Annotated in this window: 18 protein-coding genes; 10 read left to right on the forward strand and 8 right to left on the reverse strand. The window is 64.0% G+C overall.

Annotation, left to right across the window (positions count from 1 at the left end; genetic code table 11):
* The first annotated feature begins 16 nt into the window (after positions 1-16).
* From NKJ64_RS05505 to NKJ64_RS05530, 6 genes are read left to right on the forward strand one after another with little or no spacing between them, the layout of a single operon-like run.
* Positions 17-523: an IclR family transcriptional regulator gene (locus NKJ64_RS05505; RefSeq protein ID WP_352462114.1), complete on the forward strand. Its 507-nt coding sequence runs from the start codon at positions 17-19 to the stop codon at positions 521-523.
* Entirely contained in the window at positions 523-1,806 is a 1,284-nt protein-coding gene (locus tag NKJ64_RS05510; RefSeq protein WP_352462116.1) for a Tm-1-like ATP-binding domain-containing protein, read from the forward strand. The genes NKJ64_RS05505 and NKJ64_RS05510 overlap by 1 nt, the downstream gene beginning before the upstream one ends.
* Positions 1,803-2,465, forward strand: a complete 663-nt coding sequence (locus NKJ64_RS05515; RefSeq protein ID WP_023726267.1) for an HAD family hydrolase — start codon at positions 1,803-1,805, stop codon at positions 2,463-2,465. The genes NKJ64_RS05510 and NKJ64_RS05515 overlap by 4 nt, the downstream gene beginning before the upstream one ends.
* 20 nt (positions 2,466-2,485) lie before the next feature.
* On the forward strand, positions 2,486-3,835 hold the full coding sequence (locus NKJ64_RS05520) for an aminotransferase class III-fold pyridoxal phosphate-dependent enzyme (RefSeq protein ID WP_023708115.1): 1,350 nt from the start codon (positions 2,486-2,488) through the stop codon (positions 3,833-3,835).
* Positions 3,836-3,868: 33 nt separating this feature from the next.
* The gene (locus NKJ64_RS05525; RefSeq protein ID WP_352462117.1) at positions 3,869-5,176 is read left to right on the forward strand and encodes an aminotransferase class III-fold pyridoxal phosphate-dependent enzyme; all 1,308 of its coding nucleotides are present in this window, start codon (positions 3,869-3,871) and stop codon (positions 5,174-5,176) included.
* Positions 5,173-6,204: a phosphotransferase enzyme family protein gene (locus NKJ64_RS05530; protein ID WP_352462118.1), complete on the forward strand. Its 1,032-nt coding sequence runs from the start codon at positions 5,173-5,175 to the stop codon at positions 6,202-6,204. Before NKJ64_RS05525 ends, NKJ64_RS05530 begins: the two co-directional genes overlap by 4 nt.
* A gap of 17 nt (positions 6,205-6,221) precedes the next feature.
* Here NKJ64_RS05530 and hpaH read toward each other — a convergent pair whose 3' ends face one another.
* From hpaH to NKJ64_RS05555, 5 genes are read right to left on the reverse strand one after another with little or no spacing between them, the layout of a single operon-like run.
* Entirely contained in the window at positions 6,222-7,031 is an 810-nt protein-coding gene (gene hpaH, locus NKJ64_RS05535) for a 2-oxo-hept-4-ene-1,7-dioate hydratase (RefSeq protein ID WP_023756339.1), read from the reverse strand.
* A complete protein-coding gene (locus NKJ64_RS05540; RefSeq protein ID WP_352462119.1) occupies positions 7,025-7,900 on the reverse strand; it encodes a fumarylacetoacetate hydrolase family protein in 876 nt (291 codons plus the stop codon). The genes hpaH and NKJ64_RS05540 overlap by 7 nt, the downstream gene beginning before the upstream one ends.
* Positions 7,901-7,929: 29 nt before the next feature.
* Positions 7,930-8,910 (reverse strand): 3,4-dihydroxyphenylacetate 2,3-dioxygenase, encoded by a 981-nt coding sequence (gene hpaD, locus NKJ64_RS05545; RefSeq protein WP_023667829.1) that lies wholly within the window; start codon positions 8,908-8,910, stop codon positions 7,930-7,932.
* A 14-nt stretch (positions 8,911-8,924) separates the two neighbouring features.
* Positions 8,925-10,442 (reverse strand): 5-carboxymethyl-2-hydroxymuconate semialdehyde dehydrogenase, encoded by a 1,518-nt coding sequence (gene hpaE, locus NKJ64_RS05550; protein ID WP_023667828.1) that lies wholly within the window; start codon positions 10,440-10,442, stop codon positions 8,925-8,927.
* 11 nt (positions 10,443-10,453) lie between these two features.
* Positions 10,454-10,840, reverse strand: coding sequence for a 5-carboxymethyl-2-hydroxymuconate Delta-isomerase (locus NKJ64_RS05555; protein ID WP_023686935.1), 387 nt, complete (start codon positions 10,838-10,840; stop codon positions 10,454-10,456).
* A gap of 201 nt (positions 10,841-11,041) precedes the next feature.
* Between NKJ64_RS05555 and hpaR the strand changes: the two genes are divergently transcribed.
* Entirely contained in the window at positions 11,042-11,437 is a 396-nt protein-coding gene (hpaR, locus tag NKJ64_RS05560) for a homoprotocatechuate degradation operon regulator HpaR (protein ID WP_023704722.1), read from the forward strand.
* 10 nt (positions 11,438-11,447) lie between these two features.
* Here hpaR and NKJ64_RS05565 read toward each other — a convergent pair whose 3' ends face one another.
* Entirely contained in the window at positions 11,448-11,957 is a 510-nt protein-coding gene (locus NKJ64_RS05565) for a flavin reductase (RefSeq protein WP_023753967.1), read from the reverse strand.
* Between the two features lie 6 nt (positions 11,958-11,963).
* Complete coding sequence (locus NKJ64_RS05570) at positions 11,964-13,508, reverse strand: 4-hydroxyphenylacetate 3-hydroxylase N-terminal domain-containing protein (RefSeq protein ID WP_023710044.1); 1,545 nt, start codon at positions 13,506-13,508, stop codon at positions 11,964-11,966.
* Positions 13,509-13,600: 92 nt separating this feature from the next.
* On the opposite strand from NKJ64_RS05570, the gene NKJ64_RS05575 reads away from it, so the two are divergent.
* The 3 genes from NKJ64_RS05575 to NKJ64_RS05585 all read left to right on the forward strand — a co-directional run bounded on the left by NKJ64_RS05575 (position 13,601) and on the right by NKJ64_RS05585 (position 15,738).
* Positions 13,601-14,470 carry a helix-turn-helix domain-containing protein gene (locus NKJ64_RS05575; protein WP_352462121.1) on the forward strand — a complete coding sequence of 290 codons (870 nt, stop codon included), beginning with the start codon at positions 13,601-13,603 and terminating at the stop codon, positions 14,468-14,470.
* 268 nt (positions 14,471-14,738) lie between these two features.
* Positions 14,739-15,485: an IclR family transcriptional regulator gene (locus NKJ64_RS05580; RefSeq protein ID WP_352462122.1), complete on the forward strand. Its 747-nt coding sequence runs from the start codon at positions 14,739-14,741 to the stop codon at positions 15,483-15,485.
* Positions 15,486-15,507: 22 nt separating this feature from the next.
* Complete coding sequence (locus NKJ64_RS05585; protein ID WP_352462124.1) at positions 15,508-15,738, forward strand: helix-turn-helix domain-containing protein; 231 nt, start codon at positions 15,508-15,510, stop codon at positions 15,736-15,738.
* Positions 15,739-15,822: 84 nt separating this feature from the next.
* On the opposite strand, the gene NKJ64_RS05590 is transcribed toward NKJ64_RS05585, so the two are convergent.
* The gene (locus tag NKJ64_RS05590) at positions 15,823-16,548 is read right to left on the reverse strand and encodes an SDR family oxidoreductase (RefSeq protein ID WP_352462126.1); all 726 of its coding nucleotides are present in this window, start codon (positions 16,546-16,548) and stop codon (positions 15,823-15,825) included.
* Between the last annotated feature and the right edge of the window lie 5 nt (positions 16,549-16,553).

A 16,553-nucleotide genomic window follows, 5' to 3' on the forward strand; every position in this document is an offset into this window, starting at 1 on the left:
TCCCGTGGCGCAGGATTTGGCGGGTTCGACAACCGAGACGGTGCATCTGTCGGAATTCGGCGTCGACAGGCTGATCACCGTCCATGTCGAGCATTCAAGTTGGGCAAACCGGGTGAACATCGATGTCGGCCAGCTTCTGCCGCTGCATTCCACCGCCTCCGGCATCGCCTATCTCGCCTTCGCCGACAACGCGACCGTGAAAGCATGCCTGACAGGTTCGCTTGAGGCCTTCACCGATCATACCCTCGTCGAGCCGGCCGCCATTTCAAAGTCGATCGGCGAGGCGCGCGACCGCGGCTATTCGATCTGCGACCAGGGCCATGAGGACGGCGTGATCGGCGTCGCGGCTGCAATCCGCGCCGCCAACGGACTTGCGCTGGGGACAATTGCGGTGGCAGCCCCGAAGGCCAGGACGACACCGGCTGCGATCGTGGAACGAGGGCTTGCGGTTGTGACCGCGGCACGGGAGATTTCGATGCGCCTCAATGGCGAAAACCTGCAAACCCTGAGGAGGCAGGCCTGATGTCTGCAGATATGGCGACGCCCCGCATCCTGGTCATCGGCACGGGCGACACCAAGACCGACGAACTGCTGTTCATGAAAGCGTGTATCGAGGCATCCAGTGGCCGCGCCGTGATGATGGATGTCAGCGTGCTAGGCGCCCCCGCCTATAGTCCCGATCACGACAAGCATGCCGTTGCGCGGGCCGCTGGCGTGACGATGGCCGAAATCGTCTCGAGCGGCGATGAAAACACCGCCATGACATTGATGGCCGTCGGCGCCGTTCAGCTGGTGCGCCAACTTCACCAGCGCGGCGAGATCGACGCCTTCATCGCCATCGGTGGTTCGATGGGAACCGATTTGGCGCTCGATGTCGCGCTGTGCCTGCCGCTCGGCGTGCCGAAATTCGTCGTCTCGACCATCGCCTACTCGCATCTCATTCCACCCGAGCGTGTCGCGCCCGACCTGATGATGATCCTGTGGGCAGGCGGGCTCTACGGCCTCAACACCATCTGCAAGCTGGTCCTTTCCCAGGCCTGCGGCGCGGTCGTCGGTGCGGCGAGGATCGTGCTTGCATCCCGTGCTTCGGCCCCGGCGGTCGGACCGACCATCGGCATGACTTCGCTGGGCAGCAGTTGCCTGCGCTATATGAAGACGCTGAAGCCGGCGTTGGAGCAGCGCGGCTATGATGTCGCGGTCTTTCACACCACCGGGATGGGCGGCCGGGCCTTCGAATCGATCGCCAGCCAGGACCATTTCTGCGCGGTGTTCGACTTCAGCCTGCAGGAGATCACCAATCATCTTGCCGGCTCGGTCGTCAGCTCCGGCGCCGACCGGCTCGAGAATGCCGGCGCCCGCGGCATTCCGCAGATCGCAGCCCCTGGCGCCGTGGACATGGTCGATTTGCCGACCTGGCAGGCGCTGCCGACAAAGTTCGCGCAGCGGCCATTCCATGCTCATAACAGGTTGATCGGCTCGATCACCGTCGATGCCGCCGACCGCCGTGAAGTCGCCAGGACCATCGCCGCCAAGCTCGGTGCGTCGAAGGGGCGCTCCGCTTTCATCCTGCCCTCCGGCGGCATCCAGGAATGGGATGCGCAGGGCGAGCCGCTGTACGAACCCGAAGCCCTCGCGGCGTTCACCGATGAGATGCGCAAGACCATTCCCGCCGGCGTCGAGTTCCACGAGATGGACGCCCACATTAACAGCGACGAGTTCGTCGGCAAGGCGCTCGAAATCTTCGACCGCTGGGTCGAGGAAGGCATCATCCCGCGCGGCATGCCGGCCAAGGGAGTGGCTGCGTGAGCGCTGTTCCTGCCCAGGCGCTCGTCCTCGATTTCGGCGGCGTCGTCACCCGGACCCTTTTCGAGACCCATGCCTTGACCGAACAGGCGCTCGGCCTCGCGCCGGGAACGCTGCAATGGTACGGGCCGTTCGACCCGGATTCAGATCCGCTGTGGCGCTCAATGCAGGCCGACGAGATCAGCGAGCGCGATTATTGGCGCACCCGCACCAGCGAAGTCGGCCGGCTCGTCGGCGAGGACTGGCAGGCGATGGAGACATTCGTCCAGCGCGCACGCGGAGCCGAGCCGGAAAAGATCGTGCGGCCCGAAGCCGTCCGCGCAATCCGGACCGTGCATGCGGCGGGATTTCGCCTGGCGATCGTGTCCAACGAGCTAGATCTGTTCTATGGCGCCGGCTTCCGTCAGCGGCTGCCGCTGCTCGAGCTGTTCGACACCATCGTCGACGCCACTTATACCGGCATCCTCAAGCCCGATCCGCGCGCCTATGCCTTGGTGACCGAGGCGCTTGGCCTGCCTTCCGGCGCCTGTGTGTTCGTTGACGACCAGCAGCGCAATGTCGATGGCGGCCGTGCCGCCGGCATGCGCACGGTTCATTTCGACGTCGCGCGACCGGCACTTTCCTATGCCGAGGCCCTCGGCCATTTCGACCTCATCTCCTGAGACATTTGCGGAGCCTTGCGATGCGCGACATCAATTTCCTCACCGAGAAAAACGCCAAGCCGATCTGGCATCCGATGGCACACCCGGCCGAGATGCGGGCCAACCCGCCAAAGGTGATCATGAAAGGCGAAGGCGTGATGGTCACAGACATCGACGGCAACACCGTGCTCGATGCGGTTGGCGGCCTGTGGAACGTCAATCTCGGCTACTCCTGCGACCCCATCAAGAAGGCCATCGCCGACCAGCTCAGCGCCCTGCCCTACTATTCCGGGTTTCGCGGCACGTCGACCGGCCCGTCGATCGAGCTCGCTTACGAACTCAGCGAATGGTTCGAACCGGAAGGCATGGTGCGGACCTTCTTCACCTCGGGCGGCTCGGATTCGGTCGAAACCGCACTGCGGCTCGCCCGCCAATACTGGAAGATCCGCGGCCAGGGCGACCGGACAAAATTCCTCGCGCTGAAGAAGGGCTATCACGGTACCCATTTCGGTGGCGCGTCAGTCAACGGCAACGCCAATTTCCGCCGCAACTATGAGCCGCTTATGCCCGGCGTCTTCCACATTCCCGCACCCTGGACCTTCCGCAATCCGTTCGATGAGACCGATCCGGCGCGGCTGGCCAAACTGTGCGCCAAAGCGCTGGAGGACGAGATCGCCTTCCAGGGCGGCGACACCATTGCCGCCTTCATCATGGAGCCGGTTCTCGGCGCCGGCGGCGTCATCGTTCCGCATGACAGCTTCATGCCGCTGGTCCGCGAGATATGCGACCGCCACGAAATCCTGCTGATCGCCGACGAGGTGGTCACGGGCTTCGGTCGCACCGGCGCCTGGTCGGGTTCGCGGCTATCCGGCGTGAAGCCGGATTTTATGACCATCGCCAAGGCGATCACCTCGGGCTATTTCCCGCTCGGCGCCACCTTGATCGGCGCCAAGGTGGCCGACGTCTTCGAGGCCGACAAGACCAGCTTCGGGGCGATCGGTCATGGCTATACCTATTCCGGCCATCCTGTCGGCTGCGCGGCAGGGCTGGCTGCACTTGCCGAGACCAAGCGGCTTCGCCTGGACGAGAACGCAGCCGCGCGCGGCATCGAGCTCGCGGCGACGCTGGAGGGGCTAAAAGCCAAGCACGCGATCGTCGGCGACATCAGGTACAAGGGCCTGATGGCTGCGCTAGAGCTGGTCTCCGATCGCACGACGAAAAAGCCGGTGGACAAGAAGACCATGGCCGTGGTTTCGGAAGCCACTTATGACGCCGGCGTCATGCTGCGCGTGTCCGGCAACAACATCATCCTGTCGCCGCCGCTGATCATCGGCGCCGCCGACGTGGCAAAGATCGGCGAGGCCATCGATGCAGGTCTGTCGAGGGCCTGATAGACCCGCTGACGCAATGGAGTTTGGTACGCAATGACCCAATCTGAGAAGAACCCGAGCGAGGAAGCGCTCGTCAAGCGGCGTGCCCGCCTGCTCGGCGCCAAATCGCAATTGTTCTACGACGAGCCCGTGCACCTGGTGCGCGGCGAAGGCGTCTGGCTCTACGATGCCCACGGCCGCAAGTATCTCGATGCCTACAACAACGTCGCCCATGTCGGCCATTGCCACCCGCATGTGGTCGAGGCCTTGTGCCGTCAGGCAAGCCTGCTCAACACCCACACACGCTATCTGCACACCGCAATTCTCGACTATGTCGAGCGGCTGACGGCGACCTTCAATGCAAGCCTCGCCACCGCAATCCTGACCTGCACCGGCAGCGAGGCCAACGACATCGCGCTGCGCATGGCGCAGGCCGCCTCCGGCAATATGGGCATCATCGCCACCGACGCCACCTATCATGGCAACACGACGGCGGTTTCGCAGCTGAGCACGCGCATGCCTCCGATCCGCGGCCGCGCCCCCCATGTCAGGCTGGTGCCGGCCCCCGACAGCTATCGCCATCCCGATGCGATGGCCAATGGCAAGGCCTTTGGCGACGCCGTGCGTCAAGCGATCGCCTCGCTGGCACAGGATGGCATTGGCCTGTCTGGCATCATCTTGTGTCCGCTGCTCGCCAATGAAGGTTTCCCGGCTCTGCCCACCGGATTTTTCGACGACGCCTTGGGGGCCGTGCGCGAAGCCGGTGGTCTGGTCATCGCCGACGAAGTGCAGCCCGGCTTCGGCCGCACCGGCAGCCATTTCTGGGGCCATCAGCGCGCCGGCTTCGTCCCCGACATCGTCACCATGGGCAAGCCGATGGGCAATGGCCATCCGATCGCGGCCGTGGTCACCACCAAGGAGATACTGGCGACCTTCCGCGACGCTTTCCGCTACTTCAACACCTTTGGCGGCAACCCGGTCTCCTGCGCAGTCGCCAATGCCGTCCTCGACGTCATCGAACAGGAAAACCTTGTCGCCAACGCGCAAGACGTCGGCGCCTATGCGCTTGGCCTGCTGCGCCCGCTGGCCGATCGGCATGAGTGCATAGGCGAGGTCAGGGGGGCCGGACTGTTCTTCGGCGCCGAGCTGGTCCACGACCGCGACACGCGCGAACCGGCGCCCGACATTGCCGAGCAGGTCGCCAATCGCATGCGCCATCGCGGCGTGCTGATGGGCAAGACCGGCATCCACGGCAATGTGCTCAAGATCCGCCCGCCCATGCCGTTCTCGCGCGACAATGCCGAGTTCCTGATCGGCCTGCTGGACGAGGTGCTGGGCGAAGTCGGCGGAGTGCCGGCGTGAATCCTGTTTCCACCCAATCCGAGCCCGAAACGGCCGCCGATGTCACGGAGCTTGCCAGGCGTGCGCTCGAACATTGGGGCGTCCGCAATTTTGAGCCGGAACTTCTGAAGCACCGCGAGAACGCCGTCTTCCGCGTGCGGCTGCCGGATGGCCAGCCGGCAGCCATGCGCATCCACCGGCTCGGCTACCACACGGACGCCGCGCTGCGTTCGGAACTGCAATGGATGGGCTTCCTGCAATCCGCCGGCGTAGCCACGCCGTCTTGCGTCGCAACACAGGCCGGCGATCCGTTCGTGCTTGTCAGCACGGCCACCTCGGAGCAGCCCCGGCAGGCCGATTGCCTGAGCTGGCTGGAGGGCCGCGCCGTGGGCGCACGCGGCGTGCCACTGGTCTACACGCCCGACCAGTCGGTCCAGATCTTCACGGCGATCGGGCGGACCATTGCCCATATGCACAATGTCACTGCCTCCTGGACGCCGCCCGCGGGCTTCGCGCGCCATGCCTGGGACTTCGACGGCTTCTTCGGGGCGAACCCGGTCTGGGGCCGGTTCGAGACCTCGCCCTTTCTCGATGGTCCTCGCCGCGCGCTGGTCTTGCAGGCGCGCGACAACGCAGTGAAGGCGCTGTCGGAACATGAGCGCAGCGCGCGCAATTTCGGCATCATCCACGCCGATCTGGTGCGCGAGAACGTGCTCATCCATGACCGTGCCGTACGCATCATCGACTTCGACGATTGCGGCCATGGCTGGCACATGTACGACCTTGCCGTCGCCCTCTACCAGAACCGCGAGGAGGCGATCTACCCGCTGATCGAAACCGCTTTGCTTGACGGCTACCAGCAAGAGCGTGCGCTGACCCCGCAGGACATCGCCGCATTGCCTCTATTCGCCGCCTTGCGTGCCTTCGCGTTCCTTGGCTGGGTGCAAAGCCGCGTCGAAGGCGACATCACCAGGGATGTCGGCTTGCGCATGTCGACCATCGCAGCCGATGTGGTGATTGACTACTTGCGCGGCGAACAGCCCAACTGACGAGCCGATGAGAGCCGTCAGCTCTTGGCGAAATGGATGCTGACCGTTCCCGAGCTGCCGAAGTCGGCGACGATCGTATCGCCGGGCCGCGCCTCGACCGGGCGCACGAACGATCCGGACAGCACCACCTCGCCGGCCGCGATGGACATGCCGTAGCGGGCGAGCCTGTCCGCCAGCCAGGCAATGCCCATCGCGGGATGGTTGAGCACGCCGGCGCCAAGCCCGGTCTCCTCGACCTCCGCATTGCGCGAGACGATGGCGCCGATCCAGCGCATATCGGCTTCATCGGGTCGTTGCGGCCGGCCGCCGATGACAATGCCGGCATTGGCGGCGTTGTCGGAAATCGTATCGAAGAAAGTGCGCGCCTTCTTTGTCTCGGCATTGACGCGTTCGATGCGCGTGTCGAGGATTTCGAGCCCCGGCGTGATATAATCGGTGGCGTTGAGCACGTCGAAGATGGTCACGCCTGGACCCTTCAGCGGCGCCTTCATGACGAAGGCTATCTCGGCCTCGACGCGCGGCTGGATGAAGCGGCCGACGGGTATCGTCGCGCCGTCGTTGAAGAACATGTCGTCGAACAGCACGCCCGAATCCGGCGTGTCGATGGCGAGCGCATATTGCATCGCCTTCGATGTCAGGCCGATCTTCCAGCCCTTCGGGGTCAGCCCGGCATCGGTCTTGCGTTTCACCAGCGCTGCCTGGACGCGATAGGCATCCTCCATCGTCGCGTCGGGAAAATCGAGGCTGAGCAGACGGATCTGGCGGCGCGAACGCTCGGCTTCGAACAGCCTTGCCGCGGCATCTTCAACTTGCTCGGGGGTCACGATGCTGCCTCGTCGACGACGCCGTTGCGGAGCACGCCGATGCCGTCGCCTTCGACTTCGATCACGTCGCCCGGCTTCAGCCAGATCGGCGGGTCGAAGCGGGCGCCGGCGCCGGTCGGCGTACCGGTGACGATGATATCGCCTGGCACCAGCGTGGTGAAGGTGGAGACATAGGCGATGATCTTGCGGAACGAGAAGATCATCCGGCTGGTGCGGTCCTGCTGGCGCAATTCGCCATTGACGCGGGTGGTCAGCGCGATGTCGGCAATCTGCGCCTCGTCGGTGAACGGCACCAGCCACGGACCGAGCGAGCCGGTGCGGTCGAAATTCTTGCCCTGCGTGACGTTGAACTTGGCGTGCCGTACCCAATCGCGAATGGTGCCTTCGTTGCACAGGGATAGTGCCGCGATATGGTCAAGCGCATCCCTCTCGGCGATGCGTCGTCCACCCTTGCCGATGACGATGACGATCTCGCCCTCATAGTCCAGCTGCGGCGATTCCGGCGGCCGCACCAGCGGCGCGTTGTGGCCGACGAAGGAGCGGGGGAAGCGGATGAACAGCGACGGGTTCGAAGGCGCGGCCTGGCCGTCTTTGTACTCTTCGTTGCGGTCCGGGTAGTTGACGCCGACGCAGATGATCTTTTCCGGCGACGGCACAGGGATTTCATAAGCGATGGCGCCGACTGGAAAATCGACGGCGTAGGCTTCGGCCTCTTCCGCCAGCCGCCGTAGCACGCCGGCCTCGATCACTTCGCGCAGCGTCGGCCACTGGCTGTGCCGCGCCGACAGGTCGACGACGCCCTTATCTGTGACCACGCCATAGCGCGTCTTGCCGCCGACGGTGAAGGTGGCGAGCCGCCCATGTGCAGTCATCCCGGTCTCCGTCAGGTTCGCGTCTGTGGTCACGGTGCGATGATCGGCGACGCCGTCAAATCCGGTTGGCGTGCGGCCGCGCCGGCAAAGGTGCTGCCCTCCTCGAACCAGCTTTTCGGCGCCGGCGCGCCCCATAGCGTCTGGCGCTGCGGGTCCTTGAGGTCCCATTTTATCGGCTCCAGATCCGGATCGACCGTCTGGTAGTCCGAGCAATAGATCTCGATGCGGTGATTGTCCGGGTCGCGGACATAAAGGAAGAAGGCGTTGGAAATGCCATGCCGGCCTGGGCCGCGCTCGATGTTTGCGAGGTAACCGGTCGTCGCCATCAGATCGAGCAGGTCGATGATGTTGAGCGGTGTCGGCACCCAGAAGGCGACGTGATGCAGGCGCGGACCCACACCGTTGGTGAAGGCGATGTCGTGGACACCGCCCTTGCGGTGCGTCCAGGCCGCCCACAGCTTTCCGCTACTGGCATCCTCGGTGTATTCGGTGACGCGGAAGCCAAGCTCGTTGTAGAAGGCGACGGACTCGTCGACATTGGGCGAGAAGCAGTTGAAGTGGTCGATGCGCAGCGGCTTCACGCCCTTGTAGAGCGCATATTTCTGATGAATCGGCGGCAGCCTTTCCATTTGGGCAAAGAACTCGAGCGGAATGCCGTGCGGGTCGCGGGTGCGGAAGGTGCGCGACTGGTACGGTCGCTCGACCCACTCGACCGGCAGGCCTTTTGCCTTGAAGAAATGCTCGGCCTTGTCGAGATCCTCATCCGAAAAAACCTTGAAGCCGAGATCGCGGGCTTCGGCGCTGCCGGCCTTCTTCAGCACGATGCAGTGGTGTCCGCGCTCTTCCAACGCCCTTAGATAGATGGCTTCCGATGTCTCGTCGGTAACCTGCAGGCCGAGCGTGTCGACATAGAAGGCGCGGGATTTCGCAAGGTCGGTGACCGCCAGTTCGACATGGCTGAGGCGCACGATGTTGAAGGCGGGATAGAGGTTTGGTTTGGGCAGTGGCATCCGATGTCCTCCGGTCAGCCGCCGAGTTTCTGGATCGCGTGCGCTGAAGTGGCGAAGGCGATGTTCTTCGTCTCCATGTAGAAATCGAAGGAATGGTCGCCGCCGTCGCGGCCGATGCCGGAATTCTTGACGCCGCCAAACGGCGTCGGCAAATGCCGCACATTCTCCGAATTGACCCAGATCATGCCGGCGTCCAGCGCATCGGTGAAGCGGAAGGCGCGGGTAACATCCGACGTCCAGAGATAGCCGGTCAGGCCGTATTGGGTGTCGTTGGCCAGCGCCAGCGCTTCGGCCTCGTCCTTGAAGGAAATGGCAGTCAGCACCGGCCCGAAAATCTCTTCCTGGGCAATGCGCATCCTGTTGGTGGCGCCGGTAAACAGCGTCGGGCTGACATAGCAGCCACCGCCCGGACCGGCGAACTTGCCGCCGCCGGCGGCTACCACCGCACCTTCCGATTTGCCGATCTCGATATAGGACAGCACCTTTTCCTCGTGCACCGGATGGATCAGCGGACCGACCACCGTTTTGGGATCGAGCGGATGGCCAACCTTGATGCGCTTTGCCTTCTCCGCGACCAGATCCGTGAATGTGTCGTAGACCGAGGCTTCGACCAGCAGCCGCGACGATGAGGTGCAGCGTTCGCCGTTGAGCGAGTAGATCATGAACACGGCCGCATCCGCCGCACGTTCGAGATCGGCGTCGGCGAAGACGATCACCGGGTTCTTCCCGCCCAGTTCGAAATGCACGCGCTTCAGCGTATCGGCGCCCTGTTTCATGATCATCGAGCCGGTGCGGCTCTCACCGACAAAACCGATCGCCTTGATGTCAGGGTGCTCGGTCAGCGCCTTGCCGGCGTGCTCGCCGAGGCCGTTGACCAGGTTCCACACGCCTTTCGGCAGGCCGGCCTCCTCGGCGATCTCGACCAGCAGGCGAGCGGTCAGCGGCGAAAATTCGGCCGGCTTGTGGACGACGGTGCAGCCTGCCGCCAGCGCCGGCGCGATCTTCCATGTCGACAGCATGAACGGCGTGTTCCACGGCGTGATGATGCCGACCGGGCCGATCGGCACGCGCGTGGTGATGTTGACCTGGCCTGTCGTGCGCAGCGTCTCGCCGTCGCGCGCTTCCGGCGCGCGGTCGGCGAAGAAGCGGAAATTCTCGGCGCCGCGCAGCGCGGCCTTGGCCATGAATTTCAGCGCCTGGCCGGTGTCCATGCACTCGACGAAGGCGATCTCCTCGGCGCGCGCTTCGATCGCATCGGCTATCTTGTGCAGCAGCTTCTTGCGCCCGTCGCCCGGCATGGCGGCCCAGGCCGGGAACGCCGCCTTTGCCGCCTTGGCGGCGCGGTCGATATCGGCGGCACTGCCACGCGCGACCTTGGCCAGCGGCTTGAGATCGACCGGCGACATGCTCTCGAAGGTCGAGCCATCCACCGCCGGCACCGCTTCGCCGCCGATCTGGTTCAGCACGCCGTCGCGCTTGAAACGGGCCAGATAGGCCTCGGCCTTTTTCAGATTGCCTTCGAGGTCGGACATATCAGCTTCCGTCACTTGCCGCGCAGTCGCGGATGGATTGCGTTTTTCTTCCAGCTCAGTACCGGGTCGATCTCCCTGATCTCCAGGGAAAGAGCGAAATGCGGGGTCTCGAACAGGGGGCCAAGGTATTCGCTCACCGCGGCGAAGACCGCCTCCCCGGTTCGTTTTTTGTCCTGGGCGCTGCGCCCGGTTCCAATGCGAAACGACATGTCGAGGAAAGCGTTTTCCGGCAGGCTGTCGGCGATGGCATAGGCTTCCGCACGGAAGGCCCGCACCCGCACCGCGCCGGTTTCAAACAGCCCGGTGCCGAGCACGGTGCGCAACACCAGCGCGCACAATTCGCTCATGTCGACCTTGGCATCGAGGTTGGCCGAATACTCGATGGAAAAGTGAGGCACCGCGTCTCGTTCCCCGGATTGTTCCACTGTTGTAGTTAACGCGTTAATTACATGCAGCATCACTGAAGTCAAGCCTTGCATCCAAGTTGAGGCGACGATACGGGATGGAAAGGTCAGGTTTTGGCGTGCGGTCCCGCCGACCGCCCGCATCATTGGGGACGCTGCTTCTTGCTGCCTGAAAACACCCGTCGTTCTCTGCCGATGGCGCTGCTCCATGCCCGCGAAGTGGTGATGGCGCGGTTTCGCCCTATGCTGGCGGCGCATGACGTGACCGAACAGCAATGGCGTGTGCTGCGCGTTCTGAGCGAGGCCGGCCCTGTCGAGGCGACGGAACTTGCCGATCGCGCTTCGGTGCTGCCGCCCAGCCTGACACGCATCATCAAGACGCTCGAGGGCCGAAAATTCATCACCCGCAACAAGGCGGAAGGCGATGGCCGCCGTGTCGTTCTGACGATCGCCCCGGCGGGCTCCGCCCTTATCGATGCCTTGTCGCCGGAACGCCTCGTCATCTACCGCGACATCGAACAGCGCTTCGGACATGAGAGGCTCGAGCAATTGCTCGATCTGCTGGAGAGCCTGATCGCCGGCGAGAGCTGATTGCTGCGGCTCAGCCGCCAAAGCTGCCAAGCCGCGTCGGCTGCGTGTAATTGCGGTCGACATAGAGCAAGGCCGAGCCGCCGCTGCCGTGCCTGACATCGATAACGCGGCCGATCATGACATTATGCGTGCCGACGATGTGCACATCCTCGATCTCGCAATCGAAATTGACGATCGCATCGGACAGCGCCGGCGTGCCTGAGGCCAGCGTTTGCCAGCGCGCCGCCGAATAGCGTGCCTCCATGTCCCTGGTCGCGTCGGCGAACTTGCCGGCTAGGTGCATATGGTCATGCGTCAGCACGTTGACGCAGAAGCGCCGGTTGGCGAGGAACATGGCGGCCTGCGTCGAGCGGCCGTTCATGCACACCAGCAGTGTCGGCGGTTCGTCCGACACACTGCACATGGCGGTGGCGGTGAAGCCGCCGCGCCCGGCCGGACCATCTGTCGTGACGATGTTGACCGGCGCGCAGACCCTTGCCATGGCGTCGCGGAAATCGGCCTTCGAAATCTGCGTGGCCATCTGACATCACCCGGCCGTAGAAGCGAGCGGATTGAGCCAGGTATCTCCCGTCCAGCCGTTCTCGTCATAGTCGGCCATGCAGGTGTCGACCAGTTCTTCCATGGCCTTCAGGCGGCCGCCGCGTTCGGCGCCCTTCAGCACCTGCAGCCGCACCTCTTCCGGCGCACCGGCATAGTTGAGTTCGTAGAGTGCGTGGCGGCCGCCGAACTCGGTGCCGGTCGCGTCCCACAACAGTTTCATGATCTTGATGCGCTCGACATGGCCCATGTCGTTGGAACCGCGCACATATTGCGCGAGGTATTTGTCGATCTCGGGATTGTTGAAGTCGCGCACCGATGACGGCAGGTAGATCAAGCCGGAGGCGATCACCCGGCGCACCGTGTCGATGACGCGCGGATAGGCTTCCGACATGAAAGTCCGGTAGGCAAGGGCTGCTTCCAGGTTGGGCAGGACAGCGCCATTCGCCCACGGGATCGGATTGTAGGCCATGGCGTTGGAAAAGCTCCAGAACATGTGCCTGAGCGCGATCACCTCGCCCAGCGCCGCCTGGTTGCCTCGGAAGGCATCGCCGCCGGTGGCGCGCAGCGCCTTGGCTAGCAGGCCGGCGAGGAAGTCGAGCTTGACGGCAAAGCGTGTGCAGCCCTGGAAGCAATAGCCATGCATGAAGCCCGAAGCCGGATGGAAGGACAGGATTTTCTGCGCGTCGCGCAGCACCAGTACGTCCTCCCAGGGGATGAAGACATTGTCGAGCACCAGGATGGCATCGTTCTCGTCGAAGCGCGACGACAACGGATAGTCGAACGGAGCCGCCGCCGTGTTGGCCGTCTGCTCATAGGAGACGCGGCAGAACATCTTTACCCCCGGCGCATTCATCGGCACGATGAACATGACCGACAGCGACGGATCTTCGGTGACCGTCGCCGAACTCTGCGCCAGGAAATTGTAGTGGGTCAGCGCCGAGGACGTCGCCACCACCTTGGCGCCGGAGACATAGATGCCGGCGTCGGTCTCCTTGGTGATGTGGACGAAGACATCCTTCACCTGTTCGGCCGGCTTGTGGCGGTCGATCGGCGGGTTGACGATGGCGTGGTTCATGAACAGCACGGCTTCCTGCGCACGCTTGTGCCAGGCGAGCGCATTGTCCTTGAACGGGCCGTACCAGTCGGCATTGGCGCCGAGCGTGTTCATCAGTGCCGCCTTGTAATCGGGCGTGCGGCCCATCCAGCCATAGGACATGCGTGACCACTCGGCGATCGCGGTCTGCTGGGCCGCGAGTTCGCCGGAGGATTTGGCGACGCGGAAATATTTGTGGGTGTAGCCGCCCGAACCGGTATCGGTAGGCGAGGTCAGCGTGCCCTGCCGCTTGGGATCGTGCAGCGCATCATAGAGGCGCGCCAGCGACCGCGCCGAATTGCGCATGGCCGGATGGGTGGTGACATCGGCAATGCGCTCGCCGTTGATGTAGACCTCGCGGCCGTCGCGCAGGCTCTCCAGATACTCGGCCCCGGTGAACGGGCGCCCATTGTCGGCACGAAAGTCTTCCGATCGCATGATGTTCCTCCACTTATGGCATCAACTCTAGCGCTCCTGGCAAGGATCGGTTAGGACGTAACGGCAAAACCGATTGGACTTTTTCCGGCGCCATGAGCCTCAATTCCATTCCTGATTTCTTTGTCTATGGCGAGCCGGTGCGGCCGCTCGATGTCGGCTTCCTGCATGTCGAGACGGTGCTTGCGCGCAGCAACATTCATCTCGGCCAGGTTGCCGCGCACAAGCATCCGCAAATGGGCCAGATCACCTACTGGACAAGCGGCTCCGGCACTTATCGCATCGAAGACCAATCCTGGGACTTTTCGGCACCGGCCGTCAGCTTCGTGCCGAGCACTATCGTGCATGGCTTCTCGATCGGGCCCGGCACCGACGCCATCGTCGTTTCGGTCGCCGATGATGCGCTTGCGGCAATAGCAGCTCACAGCCTGCTGCCATTGGACCGGCCCGTCTTTGCCGATAGCCTTCCTCAGCACGTCGCGTGGAAAAGGCTTGCGGCGGTGCTGGAGATGATCGCCACGGAATATGCCGAGGCGCAGGCCGGGAGTGACAAGACCCTGCCGGCGCTGATTGGCGTCGCGCTCTCGCACATCGCGCGTCTTGGTCCCGAGGTAATGGATCCCACTGGCTCTTCCGATGCTGCATTGGCGCGCGGCTTGCGCCGCCTGGTCGATGCGCATTTCCGCGACAACTGGCCCGTCGACCGCTACGTCGGGGCGCTGGCCACGACACCGCATCTTCTCGACAAGGCCGCCCATACGGTGCTTGGCAGCGGCGTCAAGCGACTCATGGGGGAGCGACGGTTGCTGGAGGCCAAGCGCTTGCTGCTGTTCACCGTGCGCACCGTCGAGGACATCGCCTACGAAATCGGCTTCGAAGATCCGGCCTATTTCTCACGCTTCTTCCGGGAGCGGGTTGGCCAGGCGCCCGCCGCCTGGCGCCGCGCGCAGCTCGGGCAGAGTTGAAGCTTCCGCGCCGGCCAGGATCAGGCGTTTGGGCCGACACGCCGGCCAGGCACGGCGCCGCCGAGTTGATCCACCTGTTGATAGGTGTTGCCGCGCAGCATTACCCCGCGCACGGCGCGGCGCATCGAGATTGATGTCGCCGCGAAACTTGCTGGTGTTTTTTGTCGCTTCCAAACGGTTCGTTATTTGAACCACCGTTTGATGTGCTATGAGCGGACTGCAAGGTGGATTGGCTTTCGTCCCATGCGAAGTATCTTGAGGATGCACGATGAGCACAGTCGGCAAAGCGATATCGCTGCTGGAGCAGTTCACGCTCGGCGAACCGGAGATCGGCCTGTCCGAGCTCGCCCGCAAAATCGGCCTCGACAAGGCGACGGCGCGGCGCCTGCTGATGGCGCTGGCCGACCACCGCCTGATCGAACAAGAGCCGGCAAGCCGCCGCTACCGGCTCGGCGCCGGCCTGTCGCGGCTGGCCCGCTTTCGCGACGCGCATTTTCCCTTCGTGCGCGTGGCAGCACCTGTGGTTCGCGAGCTGGCGCTGGAAACAGGCGAAACGGTGCATCTGTCGGAATTCAGCGCCGGCGCACTGCTGACCGTCCACGTCGAACTCTCGGCAAAGGCCAACCGGGTCAATGTCGATGTCGGCCAGGTGCTGCCCTTGCACGGCACCGCCTCCGGCATCGCCTTTCTCGCCGCTTCGCCTCAGGAAGCGGCCGAGGCCTATGTCGACAAGCCGTTGCCGACCTTCACGCCACACACGGTGACGCAGCCCGACAGGCTGATGAAGGCGATCCGGCTTGCCGCCAAGCGCGGCTATTCCTCGAGCTCCCAAGGCTATGAAGAAGGCGTCCACAGCATAGCCGCGGCAATCCTCGGCTCCGATGGCCGTCCTTTAGGCACTCTGGCGGTGGCCTCGCCTGTGTCACGCGCCGATGACAGCATGGCGGCCAGCCAGGGCGAAGCGGTGATCAAGGCGGCGCGGCTGATTTCAGCGCGCCTGGCCGGCGAAGCCTGACATCTCTACCGTCGCAGGGGAGATGATTAGCGGGTTAAGTTCCCAGCGGCGCACCGGCCTTGCCGCGAGACCGGAACGCTTCGTCTGGGACAGGCGGCTGGAGCGCAGCAAGGAAGAATTGTTGTCGCCCGCCCGAGTGTCGCCCACGATCTCGGAAATCGCCTTTGCCTGCGGGTTCAATTCGAGTGCGCATTTTTCGCGCGCGTTCGAGAGCCGGTACGATGTGGCCCGCGGGAGTTGCGCCAGAGGCTGAGGGCGGGTGCATTAAGGGGTGGGCCGTTTGCCGGATCTCGGAGAGCGCCCTAGCTCGCCGAAAGCCGGCATCCTGCAGCAAGTTCTACATATTGGCAGCGGTTGGCCGCACGATCACTTCGTTGACGTCGACGCCATCGGGTTGATCAAGCGCAAAACGGATCGCCCGTGCACTGGCATCCGGTGTGAGCGACTTCTGCCGCCATTCTTTCAGAGCCGTGGCGACCTGAGGATCGCTGATATCGTCGCCCAGTTCGGTTGCGGTCACTCCGGGGGAGATGATCGTGGCGCGGATGTCGTCATGCTCCTGCCGCAGCCCCTCGGTGATTGCCCAGACGGCATATTTCGTGCCGCAATAGACCGCCGCGGTGGGCAGCACGATATGCGCACCGACCGAGGCGACATTGACGATATGCCCATTCTTCTGGGCGACGAAGCGCGGCAGCACCGCGGCGATCCCGTTCAGCACGCCGCCGATGTTGACATTGATCATGCGAGACCACTCATCGCGCTTCAGCGCGGCAAGCGGCGACAGCGGCATGACGCCGGCATTGTTGACCAGCACATCGATCTGCCCGAATTCGGCATGAGCGGCATCGGCAAAGGCGTGGAAATTCGCCGCGTCAGTCACGTCGAGTTCGCGCCACGCGACGCCTTTGCCTATTTCTGCGGCCAGCGCCTTGAGCCGCTCGGTGCGGCGGGCCCCGATGAACAGTCTGGCGCCGGCACCGGCAAGTTCCCGAACCGTCGCTTCGCCGATGCCGCTGGAGGCGCCGGTGATGAGTACAACCTTGTCTTTAAGTCCCGTCATGATCG

Origin of the sequence: Mesorhizobium sp. M0062 (assembly GCF_040323125.1) — a bacterium.
Taxonomy (GTDB): domain Bacteria; phylum Pseudomonadota; class Alphaproteobacteria; order Rhizobiales; family Rhizobiaceae; genus Mesorhizobium.

Excerpts from the sequence above, each read along its gene's own strand:
- NKJ64_RS05510 (WP_352462116.1), top strand. The coding sequence starts at position 523 with ATGTCTGCAGATATGGCGACGCCCCGCATCCTGGTCATCGGCACGGGC.
- NKJ64_RS05520 (WP_023708115.1), top strand. The coding sequence starts at position 2,486 with ATGCGCGACATCAATTTCCTCACCGAGAAAAACGCCAAGCCGATCTGG.
- NKJ64_RS05525 (WP_352462117.1), top strand. The coding sequence starts at position 3,869 with ATGACCCAATCTGAGAAGAACCCGAGCGAGGAAGCGCTCGTCAAGCGG.
- NKJ64_RS05540 (WP_352462119.1), bottom strand. The coding sequence starts at position 7,900 with ATGACTGCACATGGGCGGCTCGCCACCTTCACCGTCGGCGGCAAGACG.
- hpaD (WP_023667829.1), bottom strand. The coding sequence starts at position 8,910 with ATGCCACTGCCCAAACCAAACCTCTATCCCGCCTTCAACATCGTGCGC.
- hpaE (WP_023667828.1), bottom strand. The coding sequence starts at position 10,442 with ATGTCCGACCTCGAAGGCAATCTGAAAAAGGCCGAGGCCTATCTGGCC.
- hpaR (WP_023704722.1), top strand. The coding sequence starts at position 11,042 with ATGGCGCTGCTCCATGCCCGCGAAGTGGTGATGGCGCGGTTTCGCCCT.
- NKJ64_RS05565 (WP_023753967.1), bottom strand. The coding sequence starts at position 11,957 with ATGGCCACGCAGATTTCGAAGGCCGATTTCCGCGACGCCATGGCAAGG.
- NKJ64_RS05570 (WP_023710044.1), bottom strand. The coding sequence starts at position 13,508 with ATGCGATCGGAAGACTTTCGTGCCGACAATGGGCGCCCGTTCACCGGG.
- NKJ64_RS05575 (WP_352462121.1), top strand. The coding sequence starts at position 13,601 with ATGAGCCTCAATTCCATTCCTGATTTCTTTGTCTATGGCGAGCCGGTG.
- NKJ64_RS05580 (WP_352462122.1), top strand. The coding sequence starts at position 14,739 with ATGAGCACAGTCGGCAAAGCGATATCGCTGCTGGAGCAGTTCACGCTC.
- NKJ64_RS05585 (WP_352462124.1), top strand. The coding sequence starts at position 15,508 with ATGATTAGCGGGTTAAGTTCCCAGCGGCGCACCGGCCTTGCCGCGAGA.
- NKJ64_RS05590 (WP_352462126.1), bottom strand. The coding sequence starts at position 16,548 with ATGACGGGACTTAAAGACAAGGTTGTACTCATCACCGGCGCCTCCAGC.